This window comes from Labrenzia sp. PO1 (assembly GCF_012273635.1).
Classification (GTDB): domain Bacteria; phylum Pseudomonadota; class Alphaproteobacteria; order Rhizobiales; family Stappiaceae; genus Roseibium; species Roseibium algicola.
On record NZ_JAAXCR010000003.1, the window covers coordinates 215,620 to 238,407 of the forward strand.

At 56.6% G+C, this 22,788-nt stretch carries 18 protein-coding genes and 1 tRNA gene; 12 read left to right on the forward strand and 7 right to left on the reverse strand.

The annotated features are described in order from the left end of the window. Window positions 1-62: 62 nt before the first annotated feature. The 5 genes from glp to HCG46_RS16045 are packed head-to-tail and all read right to left on the reverse strand — an operon-like array spanning window position 63 to window position 5,533. Window positions 63-1,268, reverse strand: coding sequence for a gephyrin-like molybdotransferase Glp (glp, locus tag HCG46_RS16025; RefSeq protein WP_168686792.1), 1,206 nt, complete (start codon window positions 1,266-1,268; stop codon window positions 63-65). Then, complete coding sequence (gene moaC / locus HCG46_RS16030) at window positions 1,268-1,780, reverse strand: cyclic pyranopterin monophosphate synthase MoaC (RefSeq protein WP_168686793.1); 513 nt, start codon at window positions 1,778-1,780, stop codon at window positions 1,268-1,270. Before moaC ends, glp begins: the two co-directional genes overlap by 1 nt. Window positions 1,781-1,786: 6 nt before the next feature. Beyond that, window positions 1,787-2,599, reverse strand: coding sequence for an indole-3-glycerol phosphate synthase TrpC (gene trpC, locus HCG46_RS16035; protein WP_168686794.1), 813 nt, complete (start codon window positions 2,597-2,599; stop codon window positions 1,787-1,789). 3 nt (window positions 2,600-2,602) lie between these two features. Next, window positions 2,603-3,616, reverse strand: a complete 1,014-nt coding sequence (gene trpD / locus HCG46_RS16040) for an anthranilate phosphoribosyltransferase (protein ID WP_168686795.1) — start codon at window positions 3,614-3,616, stop codon at window positions 2,603-2,605. 24 nt (window positions 3,617-3,640) lie between these two features. Then, the gene (locus HCG46_RS16045) at window positions 3,641-5,533 is read right to left on the reverse strand and encodes a peptidylprolyl isomerase (protein WP_168686796.1); all 1,893 of its coding nucleotides are present in this window, start codon (window positions 5,531-5,533) and stop codon (window positions 3,641-3,643) included. Window positions 5,534-5,764: 231 nt separating this feature from the next. Here HCG46_RS16045 and tpiA point away from each other — a divergent pair, with 231 nt between their 5' ends. From tpiA to HCG46_RS16075, 6 genes are all read left to right on the forward strand, one after another. Beyond that, window positions 5,765-6,523, forward strand: a complete 759-nt coding sequence (tpiA, locus tag HCG46_RS16050) for a triose-phosphate isomerase (RefSeq protein ID WP_055656557.1) — start codon at window positions 5,765-5,767, stop codon at window positions 6,521-6,523. Between the two features lie 125 nt (window positions 6,524-6,648). Next, window positions 6,649-7,032, forward strand: a complete 384-nt coding sequence (secG, locus tag HCG46_RS16055) for a preprotein translocase subunit SecG (RefSeq protein ID WP_022998549.1) — start codon at window positions 6,649-6,651, stop codon at window positions 7,030-7,032. Window positions 7,033-7,165: 133 nt separating this feature from the next. After that, complete coding sequence (locus tag HCG46_RS16060) at window positions 7,166-8,794, forward strand: CTP synthase (protein ID WP_022998550.1); 1,629 nt, start codon at window positions 7,166-7,168, stop codon at window positions 8,792-8,794. 28 nt (window positions 8,795-8,822) lie between these two features. Next, complete coding sequence (locus HCG46_RS16065) at window positions 8,823-9,650, forward strand: VOC family protein (RefSeq protein WP_062488702.1); 828 nt, start codon at window positions 8,823-8,825, stop codon at window positions 9,648-9,650. 295 nt (window positions 9,651-9,945) lie between these two features. Next, window positions 9,946-11,106, forward strand: a complete 1,161-nt coding sequence (locus HCG46_RS16070) for an efflux RND transporter periplasmic adaptor subunit (RefSeq protein ID WP_208984171.1) — start codon at window positions 9,946-9,948, stop codon at window positions 11,104-11,106. Next, complete coding sequence (locus tag HCG46_RS16075; protein ID WP_168686797.1) at window positions 11,107-14,262, forward strand: multidrug efflux RND transporter permease subunit; 3,156 nt, start codon at window positions 11,107-11,109, stop codon at window positions 14,260-14,262. Between the two features lie 238 nt (window positions 14,263-14,500). Here the strand turns inward: HCG46_RS16075 and HCG46_RS16080 are convergent. Further along, window positions 14,501-14,576, reverse strand: a tRNA-Lys gene (locus tag HCG46_RS16080). Between the two features lie 371 nt (window positions 14,577-14,947). Here HCG46_RS16080 and HCG46_RS16085 point away from each other — a divergent pair. The 3 genes from HCG46_RS16085 (at window position 14,948) to HCG46_RS16095 (ending at window position 17,518) form a co-directional block, all read left to right on the forward strand. Beyond that, window positions 14,948-15,241, forward strand: coding sequence for a hypothetical protein (locus tag HCG46_RS16085; protein ID WP_031268452.1), 294 nt, complete (start codon window positions 14,948-14,950; stop codon window positions 15,239-15,241). Window positions 15,242-15,349: 108 nt separating this feature from the next. Further along, on the forward strand, window positions 15,350-16,651 hold the full coding sequence (locus HCG46_RS16090) for a TAXI family TRAP transporter solute-binding subunit (RefSeq protein WP_286185408.1): 1,302 nt from the start codon (window positions 15,350-15,352) through the stop codon (window positions 16,649-16,651). A gap of 126 nt (window positions 16,652-16,777) precedes the next feature. After that, window positions 16,778-17,518 (forward strand): cytochrome c biogenesis protein CcdA, encoded by a 741-nt coding sequence (locus HCG46_RS16095; RefSeq protein ID WP_022998556.1) that lies wholly within the window; start codon window positions 16,778-16,780, stop codon window positions 17,516-17,518. A 70-nt stretch (window positions 17,519-17,588) separates the two neighbouring features. Here HCG46_RS16095 and HCG46_RS16100 read toward each other — a convergent pair whose 3' ends face one another. Next, complete coding sequence (locus HCG46_RS16100; RefSeq protein ID WP_168686798.1) at window positions 17,589-18,752, reverse strand: hypothetical protein; 1,164 nt, start codon at window positions 18,750-18,752, stop codon at window positions 17,589-17,591. 284 nt (window positions 18,753-19,036) lie between these two features. On the opposite strand from HCG46_RS16100, the gene glmU reads away from it, so the two are divergent. The 3 genes from glmU (at window position 19,037) to HCG46_RS16115 (ending at window position 22,780) form a co-directional block, all read left to right on the forward strand. Further along, window positions 19,037-20,392 (forward strand): bifunctional UDP-N-acetylglucosamine diphosphorylase/glucosamine-1-phosphate N-acetyltransferase GlmU, encoded by a 1,356-nt coding sequence (gene glmU, locus HCG46_RS16105; protein ID WP_168686799.1) that lies wholly within the window; start codon window positions 19,037-19,039, stop codon window positions 20,390-20,392. Between the two features lie 117 nt (window positions 20,393-20,509). Then, entirely contained in the window at window positions 20,510-22,336 is a 1,827-nt protein-coding gene (gene glmS / locus HCG46_RS16110; protein ID WP_062488706.1) for a glutamine--fructose-6-phosphate transaminase (isomerizing), read from the forward strand. Window positions 22,337-22,339: 3 nt separating this feature from the next. Then, window positions 22,340-22,780, forward strand: coding sequence for a GNAT family acetyltransferase (locus HCG46_RS16115; RefSeq protein ID WP_168686800.1), 441 nt, complete (start codon window positions 22,340-22,342; stop codon window positions 22,778-22,780). Window positions 22,781-22,788 lie beyond the last annotated feature (8 nt).

Consider the following 22,788-nt stretch of genomic DNA (forward strand, 5'->3'; position numbering starts at 1 on the left):
GTAATCAGCTTCTCGATTGGGGCACGAGCGCAGACAGTCGCACGGCTAGCTGCCACGTCACGTCAGAGTACCAGTATGGGCACTTCTGCTCCGGCTTCCAGCGCCGGTGCATGAGGTGGACGGACCACAAGTGCGCCGGATTTGGCGAGCAGGTTCAACATGGAACTGTCTTGCCGGGAAAACGGCGTTACGATCAGATCGCCGTGTTCCGAATTGGAAAGCGTTGCCCTGACGTAGTCCTGCCTGCGGTCGTTCTCGGGCAAGGGAGAAGCGAGTATGGCTCGTTGAGGTCCGGACTGTTCCGGCGTCTGACCGAGCATTGCCTGCATGAGTGGCTTCAGAAACAGCAAGCCGCATATAAGGCTTGAGACGGGGTTTCCGGGCAGACCAAGAACCTTTGTGCCGCCAAGACGGCCTGCCATCAGCGGCTTGCCCGGACGCATTGCAATTCGCCAGAACGCCAGGTCCATGCCTTCCTGTCCAAGGACACTTTGAACAAGATCGTGGTCGCCGACTGAGGCCCCCCCAAGCGTGACGAGAATGTCGGCCTTCTCCGTAATCGCACGCCTAACGTGGTTCGCAAGTGCCACCGGTTCGTCGGGTGATATTCCAAGATCGAGTGGCTGACCGCCACAATCTTCCACGAGTGCGGCGATACCTGCGTGGTTCGAGGCGATTATCTGATCCGGTCCCGGTTCCGTTCCTGGGCGAACGAGTTCATCCCCGGTTGCGAGTATCGCAACCTTCGGTCTGCGGTGCACCGGCAGGACCGCGTGGTTCATTGCAGCGGCAAGGGCGAGATGCCGGTAAGCAAGTTTGAGCGGCGGTTGCAGAAGCACATCACCTTCGGAAAAGTCCAGGCCGGCCGGACGGACGAATGCGCCCTTGGCCGGGTTCTCCAGAACGGTTATGCGCTCGCCTTCACGCTCAGCGTTTTCCTGGATCAGGATCGTGTCCGTACCGGCCGGCACAGGAGCACCGGTAAAGATCCTCACCGTTTCACCGTTGCCGACCGTTCCGGAAAAACCATGGCCGGCCGGTGCTTCGCCGACAACGGTCAAGGATGTTCGGGAAGCGGAAAGATCTTCATGACGAATGGCGTAGCCGTCCATCGCAGACGCTGCGAAAGGCGGTTGGGTTCGGGTGGAAACAAGGGGGGCGGACAGATATCTGCCGTTGGCGCTCTCGAGCGGAACATATTCCGTTTCAAGAGGATTTACGCCGGAAAGGAGCTTCGTCAGCGCTTCGTCGACAGGCATCAGGCTCATCAGGTGCCACCCAGGCTGCCGTCCTTGTCGAGTGTCCAATGGCCGGATTTGCCACCGGATTTTTCGACCAGACAGATATCTCCGATGACCATGCCACGGTCTACGGCCTTAGCCATGTCGTAGATCGTCAGGCAGGCCAGCGAGCATGCGGTCAAGGCTTCCATCTCGACACCTGTCTGGCCGCTGACCTTGGTTGTCGCTGTCACTATGAGGCCGGGAAGATCATCATCGGTATCGATGTCGATGGACACCTTGGACAACATTAGTGGATGGCAGAGCGGTATCAGTTCGTGGGTCTTCTTGGCGGCCAGGATGCCGGCTATGCGTGCCGTGCCGATAACGTCGCCTTTCTTGGCGTTACCGGACCGGATGAGATCCAGGGTTTCCGTCCGCATGGTGACGGTCCCGCGCGCCACAGCAATCCGATGCGTTACGGACTTCTCGGATACGTCCACCATGTTGGCAGACCCTGCCGCATCCAGATGGGTCAGTTTGGCGTCCTTGTTGGCCATGTCCGCCTAAACCGCTTCGGAGAGGGCCGGACGGGCCAGGAGCGTTCTGGTAGCCGAGGCGACGTCTTCCTGACGCATCAGGCTTTCGCCGATCAAGAACGTTGAAATACCAACCTTGTTCATTCGGGATAGGTCGGCGGGGGTGAACAGGCCGCTTTCGCCGACAATGATTCTGTCGTCCGGAATGCGCGGTGCGAGCTCTTCGCTTGTTTCCAGCTTGGTCTCGAATGTCTTGAGATTGCGGTTGTTGATACCGAGCAGACGAGACGACCGCTTGAGCGCACGCTCCAGCTCATCAGCGTCATGTACCTCGAGCAAGACATCCATTCCGAGTTCGAACGCGGTGTCTTCCAATGCTTTGGCGGTGTCGTCATCAACAGCGGCCAGAATGATCAGGATGCAATCGCCCCCCCAGGCTCTGGCTTCATATACCTGGTAAGGATCGTAGAGGAAATCCTTGCGCAGCGCCGGAAGGGCAACAGCGTCACGTGCAGCAGCCAGAAATTCAGGCTTTCCCTGAAAAGAGGGCGTATCGGTCAGGACCGAAAGACAGGCTGCGCCGCCTACTTCGTAAGCCTTTGCCAGGAGAGGTGGATTGAAATCTTCCCGAATGAGCCCTTTCGAAGGGCTGGCCTTCTTGATTTCCGCAATGAGTGCGTATTCACCGGTATCGTGTTTGGCTTCGATCGCCTTGAGAAACCCACGTGGAGCACTCACGTCTTTGATGCGTGCCTTGAGTTCGTCGATCGGAACGGATGCCTTTGCAGCGACGATTTCCTCGCGCTTGTAGGCTTCGATCTTTTGAAGAATGTCTGCCATGTCTTACCCGTTCGATGCTGCGACAAGCTTTTCCAAGGTGTCGGCTGCGGATCCGCTGTCAATGGATTGCGCCGCCAACTCGACACCATCCTTCAAGGTTTCCACCTTGTCTGCAACCAGCAGGGAGGCAGCCGCATTGAACAGCACCACATCGCGATAGGCGTTCTTTGCTCCGGCGAGGACGTCGCGCAGGGCTTTCGCGTTTTCCGAGGGAAGTCCGCCCTTGAGATCTTGCGGATCGGAAACGGAAAGGCCGACATCTTCGGGTGAAATTTCAAACGAACGGATTGTCCCGTTCTTGAGTTCGGCAATTGCGGTTGGACCGGTTGTGGTTATCTCGTCCATTCCGTCGGACCCGTGAACGACCCAGGCCTTTTCGGACCCTAGCTCGCGAAGAGCTTCCGCAAGCGGCTCCACCCATTTGCGGGCAAATACACCAACCATCTGGCGCTTCACACCTGCGGGATTGGTCAATGGGCCAAGCAGATTGAAGATTGTGCGCGTGCCGAGTTCCATGCGGGTTGGACCCACGTGTTTCATGGCTGCATGGTGCAGCGGGGCGAACATGAAACCGATACCCGCCCTGTTGATGCAATCGGATATCTTCCTGGCATCGATATCGATGTTGACGCCAAGTTCGGCGAGCGCTTCTGCAGCGCCCGACTTGGAAGACAATGACCTGTTGCCGTGTTTGGCGACCGGTACGCCGCTGCCGGCGACGACCAGGGCCGTGCACGTGGAAATGTTGTAGCTGCCGGAATTGTCGCCACCCGTTCCCACTATATCCATCGCGTTGGCCGGGGCCCTCACGGGGATCATCTTGGACCGCATGGTCGCGACTGCACCCGTGACTTCGGCAATGCTTTCGCCGCGCACACGCAAGGCCATCAGAAACCCGCCAAGCTGCGATGGTGTTGCAGATCCCGACAGGATCACCTCAAAGGCTTCGCGGGCTTCTTCAGGGCTCAAGGCGTGACCGTCTGACACCTTGGCGATGAAGTCCTTGAATGTGCTCATGTCGTCATTCCACTTTCAAACGGATCAATTCCGGTCCAACCCGATCATCTGGGCGATACCGGCATTGTTTATCTCGACCCCTGCCTTGGTTTCCCGGTCGGAGATGAACTGGCCGAGCAACGTGTCCTGAATTTGCTGGGAAAGCTGCTGACCCAGGGCCGCTACTTGCGGTGCGTCGCTCTGGAAGTCCGGTACGTTGGAACCGCTCACCTTAAGCACGATCCGACCGTTGCCATCGTTGGTTTCGGTGACCGCGCTTGTTCCAACGGGGCCGTCGAATACTGCCGAAACAGCTTCGCGGCCGAAATCCCCGGACGGCGTGTTGCGCTTCAGGTCAGTTGCGGATTTCACTTCCAGCCCGGTTTCTGCGGAAAGGGTGATGAACGGCGTGCCGCCCTCTGCCTTGGCCAAGAGGTCTGCCGCAGTGTCGCTCAAGCGTTTGCCGAGTTCATCCTGCTTCCAGGCGGCAATGACGTCTTCGCGAACTTCGTCGAGGGTGCGTTCGCGCGACGGAATAACCTTTGCAACGTCATACCAGAGAAAGCCTTGCTCACCGAGCTGAAGGACATCGTTTTCGATGCCGATGTCACTGTCGAACGCACCTGCTACAAGTCCCTCAGCATCAGGCAAGGTTACGGGTTTACCGTCTTCACCGTTTCCGGATGCATCAAAAGCTGGCGGAGTTTCTACAGTCAGGGAGAAACGCTCGCCGATTTCGTCCAGCGGAGCACCGCCTGCCCGGGCATCCTCGACTTCGTTAAGCAGATCCAGAATTTCCCGTTCCGCCTGTTCCTTTGCGAGGCTCTGGACGATCTCGTCCTTCACGTCTTCGAAGGGTTTGGTGCTTTCCGGAAGGATTTCTTCGACATTCAGAATGACAGTCGAGAACCTGCCTTCCACCGTACCGCTGGTGGCGCCTTCTTCCAGGCTGAAAGCGGCGTCGCCGATAGCTTCATCGAGAAAATCGGCCTTTGCCATGACGCCAAGGGCAACGTCGTTGTTGGCAAGGTTCCGGTCAGTCATGAGTTCGTCAAAGGTCTTGCCGTTCGCGATTTCTTCGGCAGCTTCTTCCGCAGCCTGTTGAGACGGGAAGGACATTTGACGGATCTTGCGGCGTTCGGGCTGGAAGAAATCTTCCGACCGGCGCTCAAACTCAGCGCGAGCGTCTTCGTCGGAAATGTCATCCGGACGAGAGAGAGACGTCGGCGTGAGTGAGACGTATTTGATTTCACGGAACTCGGGTGCGCGGAAATTGTCCTTGTTCTCTTCGAAGTAGGTTGTCAGGACACCTTCAGCCGGATCCTCGATGTCTCCGATGAATTCCGGTGTGACGACCAGGTAATCAACGCTTCGCGTTTCGCCCTGATAGGCGTCAAGAACTTCCAGATAGGCAATCGGCGCCTTCATGCTGCCGGCGAGGCCTTCTGCAAGCTGCGCACGCTCTGCAACCTTGCGGCGTTCGACGACATATTCGTCTTCCCGGTATCCGTTTGCCTGCAGAACCTGCTGTAGTCGGTTCTTGTCGTACCTGCCGCCAAGGCCCTGAAATGCAGGGTCACTCTGGATAATGGTCGCCAGGCGTTCGTCCGAAACACCGAGTTTCATGTTTTGAGCGGTGTTGTTCATGGCCGCTTCGGCCACAAGCTTGCCCAGCGTTTGCTGCGGAACACCGAGGGTCGCACCTTCTGCCGGCGTCAGCGGCCGGCCGAACTGTTGAGCCAGCCGTCCGAGGTCCTGCCTGTAGGCCCGGTCAAAATCGAACAGGGAGACTTCCGTGTCACCGACCTTGGCGGCGGTGTTCTGGCCGACACCGGTCAAGAAACCGCTAATGCCCCACACGGCGAAGCTAAAGATCAACAGAGCAATAAACAGTTTGGCAACCCAGGTGCCAGCGCCCTTGCGCAGCGCGTCAAGCATGACGACTCCCGTATTCTTCTTCGTTCCGGCAGCCGGTGTCACCGGCTGAATTCAGGACCGGCCTTGGCCGGAGCGGGCGGATCATAAAGACGCCGCGCCGCCGCCGCAAGGCGGCCTTTTACAAACTTCGGAAGCGATTTGGGTTTTCCCGTCCTCAGGGTGATTGCAACGCGTGTGCGCTTCTGCTCTATAGGCGGCAAATCAAGGATCATGCCGCGGGAGAAACTGAACATGAGCGCAGCGATCAAGCCGCTGGTTGCCGGTAACTGGAAAATGAACGGTCTGAAGGCAAGCCAGGCTGAAGTCTACAAGATGATCGCCGGCATCAGTGACGATCTGGCGGATTCGGTTGATGCGATGATTTGTGCGCCTGCAACGCTGATCGCAGCAATTGCGGAAAAGGCTGGCAGTGGCGCTCTGTCTGTAGGTGGTCAGGATTGCCATACCGCTGTTTCTGGTGCTCACACCGGTGACATTTCTGCTGAAATGCTTGCAGATGCCGGCGCAAAGGCCGTCATCGTTGGTCATTCCGAACGCCGGACGGATCACGCTGAAAGCGATGTTGATGTCAATGAAAAGGCTCGGGCGGCCTGGAGAGCCGGTCTTGTGGCGATTGTGTGTGTCGGCGAGACAGAAGCCGAGCGCAAGGCAGGCCAGGCACTTGCTATTGTCGACCGCCAATTGAACGGATCGGTTCCGGATGGGGCGACTGCCGAAAACTGCGTGATTGCCTACGAGCCGGTCTGGGCGATCGGTACAGGTCTGACACCCACCGCAGGTGATGTTGAGGAAATGCACAAGGCAATGCGGGACAATCTTTCCGCAAGGTTCGGCGGGGAAGGAGCTTCCATGCGCCTTCTTTACGGCGGGTCTGTGAAACCGGGCAATGCGCGTGAACTGATGTCTGTTGCCAATGTTGACGGCGCCCTTGTTGGCGGCGCCAGTCTCAAGGCTGAAGATTTCCTTGGCATACTTGCTGCTTATTCCTGAAGACACCGAATATATTGTGCCTGGCCTTGAAGCTTCTGTGTCGAAGGCGCAATTGAAGGGTGGAAAGCTGGCGGCGTCTGGTGTAGAAGGCCGCCAATCTTGAATTCAATGAAGAATGGCGTTCGATGGAAACCGTAGTCATCGTAATCCACTTGATGGTCGTCCTGGCCCTGGTGCTTGTTGTCCTCCTGCAGCGTTCCGAAGGCGGCGCGCTTGGCATTGGTGGCGGAGGCGGTGGTCTGATGTCCAGTCGTGGGACTGCGAATATCCTGACGCGTGCAACTGCCGTTTTGGCGGTCGCTTTCTTCGCTACATCGCTGACGCTCAGCCTTATTGCAAAGAATCAGGACCGGCCCGGTTCGATTCTTGATGCTGTTCCGACGGCAACCCAGGAAGCGCCTGCCACGACGGACGGCACGACCGAAGGCGGTTCAGGCGGTGTTCTCGATTCGTTGAAACAGCTGAACCAACAGCAACCTTCCGGACCTCAGGTCCCGGCCGCCCAGTAAGGCGGCCGAACGGGTCTTCTGGCCCATTCACCCGACATATGCCCTGCGGCTTAACTCGCAGGGCATTTTTATGTGTTGAGAACGCAACTCCCGAGTGGCCAAGGCGCCCTCGGCAAGGATATGGTATTGGTCCATGGCGCGATATATTTTCATCACTGGCGGCGTGGTCTCCTCGCTTGGAAAAGGTCTTGCTTCTGCAGCACTGGGCGCATTGCTCCAGGCTCGCGGTTACAAGGTCCGTCTCCGTAAACTCGATCCCTACCTGAACGTCGATCCGGGCACCATGAGCCCGTATCAGCATGGCGAATGCTTTGTGACCGACGATGGTGCGGAAACAGACCTCGATCTCGGCCACTACGAACGGTTCACCGGTCGTCCTGCGAACCAGCAGGACAACATCACCACCGGGCGGATCTATCAGGACATCATCGCCAAGGAACGGCGCGGCGATTATCTGGGCGGAACCGTCCAGGTCATTCCGCACGTGACTGATGCGATCAAGAACTTCGTTCTGACCGGCAACGAGGACTACGATTTTGTTCTCGTCGAGATCGGCGGAACTGTGGGCGATATTGAAGGCCTGCCGTTCTTCGAGGCGATCCGCCAGCTTGGCAACGATCTTCCGCGAGGCGATGTCGTCTATGTGCATCTGACCCTGATGCCCTACATCCCGAGCGCCGGTGAAATGAAGACCAAACCGACGCAGCACTCCGTAAAGGAACTGCGGTCCATCGGTATTCAGCCGGATATCCTGATGATCCGTTGTGATCGCCCGATTCCGGAAACGGAAAAACGGAAGCTGTCGCTATTCTGTAACGTGCGCGAGAGCGCGGTCATTCCGGCCTATGACGTCAAGTCGATCTACGACGTGCCGGTTGCCTACCACAAGGAAGGGCTGGACGACGAAGTTCTGGCTGCATTCGGCATCAAGGGGGCACCTGCACCGGTGCTCGATCGCTGGAACGGCATTTCCGAGGCGGTTGCCAATCCGGAAGGCGAGGTCAAGATCGCGATTGTCGGCAAGTACACCGTTCTGAAGGATGCCTACAAGTCGCTGATCGAAGCATTGGTCCATGGCGGTATCGCCAACCGGGTCAAGGTGAACCTTGAATGGATCGAATCGGAGACCTTCGAGAAGGAAGACCCGAGCCCTTATCTGGAAGGTGTTCACGGAATTCTGGTTCCCGGTGGTTTTGGGGAACGGGGTGCCGAGGGCAAGATTGCTGCGGCACACTTCGCCCGGACGCGCAAGATCCCGTATTTCGGAATTTGCTTCGGCATGCAGATGGCGGTTCTGGAAGCGGCGCGTAATCTCGCCGGGATCGCCGAAGCCAATTCCACCGAATTTGGTCCGGCGAAGGAACCTGTTGTCGGCCTGATGACCGAGTGGACGAAGGGCAACCGCAAGGAAGTGCGCGACGCCGAAGGCGATCTGGGCGGTACGATGCGCCTTGGAGCCTATCCTGCTGCGCTCAAGACCGGTTCCAAGATTGCTGAAATTTATGGAACGACCAGCATTTCGGAGCGTCATCGCCACCGGTATGAAGTCAACATCGGCTACCGCGATGAACTCGAGAAATGCGGACTGATTTTCGCCGGGACATCGCCAGACGGTGTTTTGCCGGAAACGGTCGAAATCGCGGATCATCCCTGGTTCGTCGGTGTTCAGTACCATCCGGAACTGAAGTCCCGTCCTTTCGATCCGCATCCGCTGTTTGCATCCTTCATAAGCGCAGCGATCCATCAGGGCCGTCTGGTCTGATCGGCCAAGGCGGGAAGGGGACAAGATAATGGTGCGCGGGCTCGATCACGTCGTTGTAGCGGTGAGGGATCTGGAGGCCGCGGGCCAGGTGTGGGCGGACCTTGGTTTCACGGTTACTCCTGAAAATCGCCATTCCTGGGGAACGGCCAACCGTTTGGTTCAGCTCGACGGTTTTTTCGTCGAGTTGTTGAGCGTTGCCGATCGGGATCTCATTTTCGAGGCTTCTGAAGAGGTTTTCTCGTTCGGAGCTTTCAACCGAGATTTTCTGTCCCGGCACGAAGGGGCCAGCATGCTGGTGCTGGACAGTTCCGATCCTGCGAAGGACAGGGACGATTTCAGCAAGGCTGGACTGAAACTCTACGAGCCGTTTTCCTTCGAGCGCACCGCCAATCTGGCGGATGGCGGCAAGGTGCAAGTTGCCTTCGACCTGACATTTGTCAGTGATGCACTTGCACCGGAGATCGGCTATTTCACCTGCAGGAATCGATTTCCCGAAAATTTCTGGAAAGAAGCCTTTCAGGATCATGCCAACGGCGCGTCAACGATAAAGACAGTCTATCTCGTTGCCGGCGATCCCTCGGATCATCACGAGTTTCTGGGTGGGTTCACGGGCCAACGCGAAATGCGCGCCACCAGTCTGGGTCTGGAGCTCAAGACTGCCCGTGGAACAATATCCGTGCTAACGCCATCTGCGTATGCGTCACTGGTCGGCACTGATGCAGCTGCGCAAATTGCCGGTTCCCTGCCGCAGATTGTTGCTCTGGAAATCGGCTGCAAAGGCCTGGATGAGCGCAAGATAGTGCCGGCAGGCCAGCTCAACGGGCTCACGCTGATCCTGTCGCCAGTTGTCTCGTAAATGAAATACATTCTTTTTGAGAAGGCTTAGCCGGGAGACGTGTTCCGCCCACGGCTCTCTGGCTGGATTTGCTGCACTTTATCGCATTCAGAAAATTTGCCGACGCACAAACCATTAGGTGTGTTTCGTGATTGCCGTGTCGGGCAATGTATACGTGACTTTGAAAACGTTAAGGAATTTTTCCCGCCAAGACCACACGGCAAGGGCACTATTCACTTGTTGAATCAACCAGTCCTTTTATAGTGAACCCCAAATTATGCGCCTTGACCTGATGGTCGGACTGCGGAGTTCCCGAATGACTTTTTTGCCTTTTGCCTCTTTCCCTCGCAATTTTGCACTCGTTGCTGCAACCTCGGCTCTGTTGGCCGCGTGCTCTGACGACTCGCAAAAGGCCGCTCCGGCAGCGCCGCCACCATCGGTGACCGTTGCGAAGATTGCGTCCCAGGATATTCGCCAAAGCGCACGTTTTGTCGGGCAAGTCGCTGCAATCGACCAGGTCGATCTCATGGCTCGCGTCAAAGGTTTCCTGGAAGAGAAAGCTGTGCCGGACGGCTCCGTCGTCAAGAAAAACGACCTGTTGTTCACGATTGAAAAAGCGCAGTATCAGGCCGCACTGACAAAAGCCAAGGCGGATCTTGCAAGCGCAAAGGCAGACGCTGCACTGAAGGCTGCTGACGAGAAGCGTGACAGGGACCTCCGAGACAAGGGGCATCTCTCCGAGGCTGCTTACGAAGCGACCTTGGCGCAAAAGCAACAGGCGGAAGCCTCTGTGGAGGCAGCGCAATCATCTCTGCAGGAAGCGGAACTCAACCTCAGCTACACCGACATTTCGGCACCTTTCGACGGCCAGCTCGGCAAGACCACCTACAGCGTTGGCGAGGTCGTCGGACCCACGACGAATTCACTGGCCAGCTTGATCAGTCTTGCTCCTGTCTATGTCAATTTTTCCGTCAGCGAGGCGCAGTACCTCAACGCGGTCAAGACACACGGGATAAACCCTGCCGATATCCAGCCGGATGAGTCTCCAGACCTGAAACTGGTTCTGCCCAACGGGCAGGACTATAATGAAAAGGGCAAAATCGTCTTCATCGACAATCAGGTCGATACGGCGACAGGCACCATCTCCTTCCGCGGACAATTCGACAACAAGGACATCCGCCTGATTTCCGGCACGTATGTGACGGTGGTTCTTGAAGCGCCGAAAACGGAAACGGCGCTGGTTGTGCCGCAGGCTGCCATTCAAAGGGACCAGGAAGGTGCGTTTGCACTGGCAATCACGTCGGACAAGAAGGTCGAACAGCGCTACGTGACACTGGGTCAGCAGGAAGGCACGGATTTTGTCGTCTCTAAAGGCCTGAAGGAAGGTGACGAGGTCATCATCGAAGGGTTGCAGAAAGTGCGCCCCGGCGTTGTCGTGAACCCGGTACTTGCTTCCAAGCCGGCGGAGAAAAGCTAAATGTTTTCACGCTTTTTTATCTACCGGCCGAAATTCGCGCTGGTCATTTCCATTGTTATCACTATTGCCGGTGTGCTTGGGTATCTGTCGCTTCCGGTTGAACAGTTTCCGAATATCACCCCGCCGGTCGTAAATGTTACGGCGACCTATACCGGCGCCAATGCCGAAGTGCTGGAAGAAACTGTTGCCGCCCCAATCGAAGGGCAGGTCAACGGCGTCGACGACATGATCTACATGCAGTCGACCAGTAACGACAGCGGCAACTATTCGCTCAACGTTACCTTCGCTGTCGGAACAGACCCGGACATTGCCACGGTCAACACGCAGAACCGGGTCAGTCAGGCCAACAGCCAGCTGCCAAGCGATGTGACCAACAACGGTGTGACAGTGCAGAAAGCCAGCACGAACATGTTGCTGGTCATCACACTGTTTTCGCCAAACGGCAGTTACGATCCGGTCTTCCTGTCAAACTATGCTTCGATCAACCTGAAGGATGCACTTGCCCGTGTGCCTGGGGTTGGTCTGGCAGACGTCATGACCGACTTTTCCTACGGCATGCGCATCTGGCTTGATCCGGACAGGTTGACCAGCCTGGGCATGACGCCGACCGATTTCATCACCGCCGTACGTGACCAGAACATTCAGGTGGCTGCCGGTCAGATCGGTGCACCTCCGGTTCCGGACGGACAGCAGTTCCAGTACACGATCAAGGCAAAGGGCCGTCTGGCCTCACCGGAAGAATTTGAGCAGATCGTTCTGCGAACCGGTGCAGACGGCGCAGTCGTAACGATTGGCGATGTTGCCCGTGTCGAACTCGGCGCGCAGGTTTACAACGCCTCCGGCGAATACAACGGCAAGCCCTCCACGGTTCTGGCAATCTATCAGGCACCAGGTGCTAACGCGCTTCAGGTATCGGAAAACGTGCTGGCTCGCCTGGATGAACTGGCCAAGAATTTTCCGCCGGACATGCAGTACGGCGTTCCCTTCAACACCACGGATTTCGTTCAGGCTTCTCTCAACGACGTCATCACCACACTTTTCCTGACCTTCCTTCTGGTGGTCTCGGTGGTGTTCATCTTCCTCGGGAACTGGCGAGCGACAATCATTCCAACTGTTGCCATTCCAGTGTCGCTGATCGGCACGTTTGCGGTCCTGCTGGCACTTGGCATGACGCTCAACACGATTTCGCTGTTCGCACTGGTGCTGGCTATTGGTATCGTTGTGGATGATGCCATCGTCGTCGTGGAAAACGTGGAACGCATCATTGCCGACGAAGGCTTGTCGCCGAAAGAAGCCACGACGAAAGCGATGGAACAGATCACCAGTCCGGTGATTGCCACGACGCTGGTGCTGCTGGCGGTGTTCGTTCCGACTATCTTCATGCCAGGCATTACCGGCCGTCTCTATTCCCAGTTCGCAGTCACCATCTCGGTCTCTGTGTTGATTTCCTCAATCAACGCGCTGACGCTGTCTCCGGCTCTCTGTGGCCTGATCCTGAAAGCCCGTTCTGGCCCGCCGCGCGGCATCATGGGGCTGTTCGACCGTGGCATCACCTCGGTACGCAACGGATATACCGGTATTATTCGCCGCCTTGTTCGCTTCGCCGTGATTGGGCTTGCCGTTGTTGCAGGGGCGGTCGCCTTGATCGTGACACTCGGCGGATCACTGCCTCAGGGCTTTCTGCCTTCGGAAGACCAGGGCTACCTGATGGTCGACGTTCAGCTTCCCGATGGAGCGTCGTTGCAACGGACGGAGAACGTGACCAAGCAGGTGGTTGACCTGACCTCCAAAACGCCGGGTGTGGAAGACGTCGTCATTGTCAACGGCTACTCAATCCTCAACGGCGCAACGTCCTCGAATGCGGCGCTGGTGATTGCGACTATGAAGAACTGGGAAGACCGTCAGGCACCCGACCTTCGCATTGACGCGATCCTTGCAAAGTTCTGGGCGGAATTTTCGACTATTCCCGGTGCGAATATCATTGCCTTCAACCCCCCGCCGATTCCGGGCCTTGGCACGACCGGTGGTGTTCAGGTGATGCTGCAACAAACCGGTGGAGGTTCGCCGCAGGACTTGTCATCGGCACTTGGCTCGATGATTTATTCTGCCAACCAGAGTGCCGAAGTTGGGCGCGCCTACTCGACTTTCCGGGCCAATGTGCCTCAGGTCTTTATCGATCTTGATCGTGAAAAGGCCAAAACGCTCGGCATCAATGTGTCGGATGTGTTCACGACACTGCAGGCTTATCTGGGCTCGTACTATATCAACGACTTCAACATCTTCGGCCGGGTCTACAAGGTGATGATCCAGGCGGAAGGCAAGTTCCGCGATCGGGTGGAGGATATCGGTGCACTTTATGTGCGGTCGAGCGACGGCACCATGGTGCCCATGCGCAGCATTCTGACGACACAGAATGTCCTCGGTCCGCAGATTCTGACCCGCTACAACATGTTCCGTGCTGCTGCCGTGATGGCTGATCCGGCACCTGGAGCCTCAACAGGTGTGGTCATCAACGAAGTCAATGCCGCGGGGGCTGAAGCTCTTCCGGACGGGTATGCTCTCGAGTGGACCGGTACAGCACTGCAGCAGCTCGGATCGGGGCAGATCGTTCTTTTCATCCTGCTTTTGTCGATCTTGTTCACGTATCTCTTCCTTGTCGCTCAATATGAAAGTTGGACGATGCCGATTGCGATCTTGATGTCGGTGTCGTTTGCAATCCTCGGGGCGCTTGTTGCGGTCTTTGCGACTGGGGGGGATGTCAACCTCTACACGCAGATTGGCATGATCATGCTTGTCGGGATGGGCGCCAAGAATGCCATCCTCATCGTCGAGTTTGCGATGGAGCAAAGGGCCGATGGCAAGTCGATCAAGGATGCAGCAGTAGAAGCGGCTCATCTTCGGTTCAGGGCGGTCATGATGACGGCCTTGTCGTTCTTGCTCGGTGTCGTGCCTTTGATGACCGCATCAAGTGCTGGTGCGGCCAGCCAGAAGGCCATTGGCTTCGCGGTGTTCGGTGGCATGCTGTTTGCGACCTGCATCGGCATTCTCATGATCCCGATTCTTTATGTGAACATGCAGACCATGCGTGAAACCGTCAAAAGCTGGTTTGGCGGAAAAGGAAAAAACCAGACGGAACAGGAGCCTGTTGCGTCCTGACGTGAGAAAATTTTCAATACGCAAACGGTTTTGCGTTGTTTGAATCTTACTTAAGGTTAGTTTGGCCGGGCGATCCAGATGGGTTGTCCGGCTTTGCTTTTAGGTCAAATGCCAGCAAGTGCTCAGGTCTCGGGATCGCGAACTTGGATAGTGAAAACACAGATCTCGTCCACCGTGCGACGCGCAAGCGGTGGATACTACAAGCTTAAAATTTTTAAGGCTAAGGTTTTGGAAATATTGGTGAGCCGACAGGGGTTCGAACCCTGGACCTACTGATTAAAAGTCAGTTGCTCTACCAGCTGAGCTATCGGCTCTCACCAATTTCCGAAGCGGTTCAGTGCGTTGTTGCAGCGCCACCGCGTTGGTGGCGTGTGTTTAGGCCGACCTTGAGGACAATGCAAGAGGCAAAATCGATTTTTTCAACAGGGTAGGAAAAAACAGCGTTGTTCAGTGGTCACTGTTGAAAACACACAACCAAATTCGGGAAATGGTGAATTCTCGCACATGTTATTAGCAACAACGCTCCTTCGATTGATAGTATTATCAAGTACAGTCGATTTTACTCTTTTTAACTCTAGTTGCTAATTTTCGCTTCTAAGAAAATAACGATCATTCTCCTGCGAAAACTGTCAGGTAGCGCAATAAAGCTATGTGAGGTAACGTTATCAGGCACATGAGAGGTTACATGCACACAACGACAATCGACACCCACACGAGCTCCGTCGAGTTCGATTTCGTGAAAGGGCACATCGCGGCGACGATGACGCTGATTCACGGATTGATCGACCAGGGCTTGATCGACCGGGAACGGCTCGACCTGTTTTTCGCGTCGTTTATCGGAGACCTACCGCATAGCCGGGAAACGCTCGGCTTGCGTCTCATCCTTGACCAGTGGCGGCAGGGCCTTCGCGACGGTGATGCTGAAGAAGAGCTAAAGGGGAAGCTCTTTGAGGTGATCCGGGGAGGGCGAAACAACTGACGCTGTCTGGAGTATGGCCGGTCCAAGGGGTTGGGGACCGTGGCATATTCTCGTCCGTAGCATTTGTTCAATCGAAATTTGTTCTGACCAGAAATTTTTTCAAACTGTTTGCGCTATCGGTCCGGTCATGGGCTCGGTAACTTGTCATTGAACCGATCGTCCCGAACTGGTGTTGACGCGTCGCCTTTGCTATCCCTTCGACATTGCGTAATCTTGCGGGTGCCTCGGCAGCCAGATGCAGGAGTCGCACTGCAGCGCCTGATGCTGGGTTGTTGTGGTCGGTGTGTAGCCGAGTTGTTGAAGGATACCGCCATATTTGTCGGCGGCAGAAGGGCGGAACATTTGGCAAAGTCTCTGGAGACCCTCGTAGCAGCGCAGTGCTTTACGCGCCAGTTGTCCGGTTCCAATACCGCATGCAGCCGTCTCACCGCACTTCTGGGCGCGGGATTGTTGGTTATGAGCGGTGCAATCGCTGGCGTGCGTGCGGATGAACAGCATTTCATTACGATTGGCACCGGCGGCGTTACCGGCGTCTACTATCCGTCCGGCGGGGCGACTTGCAAGATCGTCAACATGACACGCGCCGACCACGGCGTTCGTTGCTCAGTCGAAACCACGCTGGGGTCAATTGCCAATATCGAAAAGATTCGTTCCGGTGAAATCGATTTTGGTTATGTGCAGTCCGACTGGCAGCATCACGCTTTTCTCGGGACCTCTGCCTTTGAAGAGGTCGGGCCGTTTGACGAGCTACGCTCTATCTTTTCACTTCATGCCGAAGTCGCAACGATCGTCGTTCGAGACGAATCTTCTTATCGGGTCTTCGATGATTTGAAAGAGGCAAAGATAAATATCGGCAGCAAGGGATCGGGGTCTGCAGCTTCCTGGAACGCACTGATCAGCGGCCTTGGCTGGACGCAGAGTGATCAGGAAGATCTTGAAGAGCTCAAGACATCGGAGCTGTCTGAAGCTCTTTGTTCAGGCAGAATTGATGCCTATTTCGAATTGATAGGTCATCCGGCTGCGTTGATCGAGGAAACTCAGGCTCGTTGCGATATTCGTCTGATTGGTATCGATGGCAAGGCGGTTGACGAGCTTTTGACAGAAGTTCCCTATTACATGCCGGCCGACATCCCTGCGGGCCTTTATGGTCTTTCGCAGCCAGTGGATTCCTTCGGCGTTGTCGCGACCTTCGTAACGTCTGCGCGCATGCCGGAACCGATCGTGACAACACTCGTAGAAGCGGTTTTCGAAAATTTCGACAGTTTCAAACGTCTGCATCCCGCACTTGGCCGCCTGACCGAAAATGACCTGGTTGCCTACGGCATGCCGGCGCCGCTACATCCTGGCGCATTGACCTATTTCCAGGAAAAAGGCCTAGTGCCCGCAACTGCACCGGCCAAGGCAAACTGACCGGTGTTCACAGCTCTCCAAATGGTGAGCACCTTGTGTCTTTGGTCAAAGCGGGGAAGCGGCTAATAAGGTCGCTCCGAGCCTCGCCGGATTGCCGGTGGGCTGCCTGAACAACCGGAATGTCGAATGATCCAGGAAGTCACCATCATAGGCGCCGCGCTTGCCGGTGTCCTATCTTTTGTCTCGCCTTGCGTTCTGCCGTTGGTGCCACCTTACCTGGGGTTCCTTGCGGGCGTTTCGCTGGAGCAGCTATCAGGTGAAGCAGAAGACAGCACGGCTGCATCGCGTCGGGTGTTTCTGAGTGCCCTGTTCTTTGTGCTTGGTTTTTCAACCGTGTTCGTTTTGCTGGGGGCGACTGCCAGTTTTCTTGGCCAGTTCATTCGCGCCTATCTCGATTACCTGAGCTATATCGCCGGCGCCGCGATCATCGTTATGGGCCTGCATTTCCTTGGCGTGTTCCGCATAGGCCTGCTTTACAAGGAAGCGCGTGTTCACGTGGAGAAAAAGCCTGCGGGTCCGCTTGGCGCCTATGTCATCGGCCTTGCCTTCGGCTTTGGCTGGACACCTTGTGTCGGCCCAATACTGGCTGCCATTCTGTTTGTCGCTGGCGGAAAAGAAACGGTTGGGCAGGGTGCCTTGCTCTTGAGCGCCTATGCACTCGGCCTCGGTATCCCGTTCCTGATTGCCGCGCTTTTCGCTTCGCCGTTTCTCAAGTTCATGCGGCGGTTCCGCAAGCACATGGGTGTCGTTGAAAAGACCATGGGCGGCGTTCTCGTATTGACCGGGGTCATGTTCCTGACCGGGCAGATGGCGGTCTTGTCCTATTGGCTCCTGGAAACGTTCCCCGCGCTGCAGACCATCGGGTAAACGCAGCGCCAAGGTTCTTCGCCTTGGCGCATTGCATCAACCGACTGAAATCTAACGAGATTAGGTTGCCTTAAAACGCCGTGTCGCGAAATTCCGCCGCAGTCACGAGCGGGTCACCCGCGAACAGGGCCGGGTGACAGAGCTCAGTCACATCCAACAGGTGAAGACACGCAACGGCAGCGTCCGCCGCATTGGCAAACGGTCCGACCATCAAGGCAATACCGCCTTGAGGCGTATTTCGTTCCATCAGGAGCGGGCGAAGGTCACGCATGCGTTCCGCATTTTGATTCTTGAAATCGGCCCATGCCTTTGCTGCTGCAGCAGTTGAGCTGTAGTGACCGATAATCGCTCCGAAATCGCTTCGCTTCAGTTTGCTGTCACCGCCACCACGAAGCCGTCCGGCGGGACTGGAAGGCGTGATAACCGCAGGTCGACTTGTCGTCTGGGTAGGTGTTGCGTCGAACGGCTCCGGCGAGGGCGGTGTAGAAGGCGTATTGTCTTCAACAGCCAAGGGTATTGAACCTGTCGCTTGGGGTTCGCCACCTGGCGCGGGCAGATCTACCCTTGGCAGGTCGACTATCCGGACCGGTTCGGCAGGATTGAAACTTCGGGTAGGCGCGTCGACTGGAGCGGTTCCGGAATCGATGCTGACCATCCGGGGGGGCACCTTGGGAACATCAAGGGCCGGCGTTGGAAACTGATTCTTGATGTCCGCCTGATCTGGTGCCACAGAAGTCGTCTGGTTCAGCTTTGAAGCATCGCGTTTTGCTTTTGGCGACGCTACGGGGACGGGAAGTGGTTTTTCCAGTTTTTCCGTCACCTCGGTGCGGACGATGCCCGGGCTCGGTTCCACTGGTTCGCCGCTGTCTCTGTCGGTATTTCCCGTTTCAGAAAGCCTGGAAAAAGCAGCTTCCTTCTCCAGTGCAGCGATGCGGCGCGAATACGCAAGATTTTGTTCGGCTAGTGCGCTAAGGCGTCGACGCAACCCGACGATTTCTTTCTGCAGCACCGCGATTTGGCTCTGGTCCAGGCCGGGAAGGGGGGCGTGATCGCTATCTTCCGGCAACTGCATGACTTCTACCGGCACCCCTCTGCCGGAAGGTGACGTGATGGAGGCAGTTGAACCCACGCTTCCGATCGGGGGCAGAGTTATTCCCGTCGGGAAATCGAACTTCGGTGTGAACTGGCCGTGGGCGTTGCTGAACTGATAGGAAGCAAGGCCGACAGTTCCCATGCAAACGGCCGCAAATGCCCAGGAAAGCAGGCCGACACGCGAAGGCGTGAACGTATCCCGGACAACGTCCCGAACAGATTTTTGTGCCTTCCGTTTTGCCAAAAGTCCTGCTTTCCGAGCCTGAAAACGAATCTCAAAGAAGATACCTCATCAGGTGTGCATTATGGTTAATGAAAAGCAAACCGAAGCACTCAGGAAGTCAGATCTTTCAATGTTCTGTGGATCGGGGCATATAGAGGCCGACTTGTGTGGGTGATGCCCGAAAAATTGACAGTGGACCTTTGATGACTTCCCGTTCTTGCCTTTCGATTGTTCTGGCCGCCGGACTCGGCACCCGGATGAAATCCAACCTGCCAAAGGTGATGCATGAGATCGGCGGACTGCCGTTGGTCGGGCATGTGGTAAAGGCCCTGAAACAGGCTGGCTCTGACCGAATTTCCGTCGTAACCGGCCCAGATATGCCCGAGCTTGAAAAGCTGGTTCAAAACCTTGCGCCGGAAGCACATTGTCATGTCCAGCACGAGAGGCTGGGTACGGCTCACGCAGCGCTTGCCGCCCGTTCTGCGCTGGCCTCGCCTTCAGACGATGTCCTGATCCTGTTCGGCGACACTCCACTGGTGACGGCAGACACGATCGGCAAAGTTCGACGGGCCTTGTCGGATGGCGCAGACCTGGCCGTGCTTGGGTTCGAAACCCAACAACCATTCGGCTATGGCCGGTTGCTGACCGATAACGGGCAACTGGTTGCCATTCGGGAAGAAAAGGACGCCTCGGACGCAGAACGGAGGATCACGTTCTGCAATTCCGGCATCATGGGTTTCTCGGGGCAGCATGCGCTTTCTTTGTTGGATGCGATTGGCAATGCCAATGCCAAAAGCGAATTTTACCTGACGGACGCGGTTGAAATCGCCAACAGCAGGGGCTTGAAGGTTGTTGCGGTTTCGGGTTCGGAAGTCGAAACGCAAGGCATCAATACACGTGCCCAGCTGGCTGCCTGTGAAGAGGATTTCCAGGTTCGTATGCGTAATTTCGCTTTGGAAAACGGCTGCACATTGCTTGCGCCGCACACGGTTTATTTCTCGCATGATACCGTTCTGGAATCTGATGTGGTCGTAGAGCAGAATGTCGTCTTCGCCCCGGGGGTAAGGGTCGCAAGCGGAGCAAGGATCCGCGCCTTCAGTCACCTTGAGGGAGCATCCGTTGGCAGAAATAGCGCTGTTGGCCCCTATGCCCGTCTGCGGCCCGGCGCGGTTCTGGGGGCCGACACCCGTGTCGGTAACTTTGTCGAAGTCAAAAACACGACCTTCGAAGACGGTGCCAAGGCCAATCATCTCAGTTACATCGGCGATGCAAGTGTCGGTTCGAAGTCGAACATTGGTGCTGGCACGATTACCTGCAATTACGACGGCTACCTGAAACACCGGACAGAGATTGGAGCGGGCAGTTTTGTCGGTTCCAATTCCACGCTGGTGGCACCGGTCAGCCTCGGCAGTGGGTCTTTTGTCGCTGCCGGAAGCGTGATCACCGATGATGTGGACCAGGATTCCATGGCATTTGGCCGCGCTCGGCAGACCGTCAAGGAAGGCAAGGCAAAACAGCTGCGGGAGCGGCTGAAGGCTGCCAAGGAAAGCAAATCCTGACTTTCATACAATTCTCGTCCCTTGTCATTTAATGAAACAGGGATTGATTTCTGGTTGGCAGGCGCTGTCGTCTAAAGCAGTGCGGTCCGTTGGATCCATTTTTAAAGGGCTTTTTGCATGTGTGGCATTGTTGGCGTGTTGGGAACGGTTGATGCGGCGCCGCGGATTGTGGATTCGCTGAAGCGACTGGAATACCGGGGCTATGATTCTGCTGGCGTTGCCACATTGGTGGATGGTGCCATCGTGCGCCGCAGGGCGGAAGGCAAGCTGCGCAATCTTGAAGCTGTTCTCGAAAAGTCGCCCCTGACAGGCATCTCCGGGATCGGTCACACACGGTGGGCAACACACGGTGCACCAACTGTTGCCAATGCCCACCCGCACCAGGCCGGCTCGGTTGCCGTCGTTCATAATGGTATCATCGAAAACTATCTGGAACTGCGAGAGGAAATCGTCGCTGCCGGCGCCGTGCTGGATACCGAAACCGACACAGAAGTCGTGGCCCATCTGGTCAATTTGGCGATGGCCAAGGGACTTTCTCCTCGCGATGCTGTTGCACAGGTTCTGCCACGCCTGAAGGGTGCTTTTGCATTGGCGATGCTGTTTTCCGGTGAGGAAGATCTTCTTATCGGTGCCCGCAAAGGATCGCCGCTTGCTGTCGGGCATGGAGACGGGGAAATGTTCTTCGGGTCCGATGCCATCGCCCTGTCGCCGTTTACCGACCGGATTACCTATCTTGATGAGGGCGATTGGGCTGTCATCACTAGGGCAGGTGTTGAGATTTTCGATCAGGCGAACCAGCCTGTCACGCGCCCGGAAGCAAGGTCGTCTGTCACCTCCAGTCTTATGGACAAAGGCAACTACAAGCATTTCATGGCCAAGGAAATCCACGAGCAGCCGGAAGTGCTGGGCCATACGCTGTCACGCTATTTCGATTACACGACCAAGCGGGCCCGCGTGGAAGGGGCTGACCAACTCAAGTTCAAGGACCTGTCGCGTCTGATCATTACGGCCTGCGGGACAGCGTATCTTGCCGGTCTGGTGTCCAAATACTGGTTCGAGAAATACGCCCGCCTTCCAGTAGAGATCGATATCGCCAGCGAGTTCCGCTATCGCGAAACACCGGTGAGCGACAAGGACACGGCGCTGGTCATTTCCCAGTCTGGCGAAACTGCAGACACGCTCGCCTCACTGCGCTACTGCAAGACGAATGGTGCCACGATCGGCGCGATCGTCAATGTTCCGGAAAGCACGATAGCCCGGGAAGCCGACAGGGTTTTCCAGACAATTGCCGGACCTGAAATCGGCGTTGCCTCGACAAAGGCCTTCACGTGTCAGCTTGCGGTGCTCGCCGGTCTTGCCCTGCAGGCCGGACGGGAGCGCGGCGTGCTGACGCCGGAGCGGGAGCAGGAGCTTGTCGCGGAATTGATCGAAGTGCCGAGCCTCGCTCTCAAGGCCCTGGCCCGTGAAAGCGATATCGAGAAACTGGCGCATCCGCTCTCCAAGGCAAGCAATGCACTTTACCTCGGCCGGGCAACCAATTTCCCGCTTGCACTGGAAGGCGCGCTGAAGCTCAAGGAGCTCTCCTACATCCACGCAGAAGGCTACGCTGCCGGGGAACTCAAGCACGGTCCTATAGCCCTCATCGATGAAAACATGCCGGTTTTCGTGATCGCGCCCTTTGACGCGATTTACGAGAAAACCGTTTCCAACATGCAGGAAGTGGCCGCGCGCGGCGGACGGATCGTGCTCATCACAGACGAGCGCGGTGCGTCGGAGTGTGGCAATGCGGCCGAAAATACCGTCATTCTGCCGGACATGTCGGATATCGTTGCGCCGATCATCTACGCGTTGCCTGTTCAGCTCATTGCCTACCACACGGCTGTCTTCATGGGCACCGATGTCGATCAGCCGAGGAACCTGGCCAAATCGGTGACGGTTGAATAGTCCATGGACAGCACAAGCACGCAAGATCGGGTTTTGCCCTTTGAGGAGCGGTACAGAGCCGACGTCATTGCGCTCTGGGAGAAATGTGGCCTGACGCGCCCCTGGAATGATCCGGACAAGGACATCGACCGCAAGCAGACCGACGAAAACGGTGCCTTCTTCGTGCTTCTGCGCGGGGACAGGCTTATCGGGTCCGTCATGGCCGGGTATGACGGCCACCGCGGCTCGATCAACTATCTTTCAGTCGATCCCGAATGCCAGACGGCGGGCCTTGGGAAAATGCTGATGAGCCGCTGCGAGGCATTCCTGGTTGCGAAGGGCTGTCCGAAGATCAACCTTATGGTACGTCAGGACAACGACAAGGTTCTGCGGTTTTACGAACAACTCGGATATGCGGAAGAAAGCGCTGTTTCCCTTGGGAAACGGCTTATTCCAGACATTTAGCCCGTCGA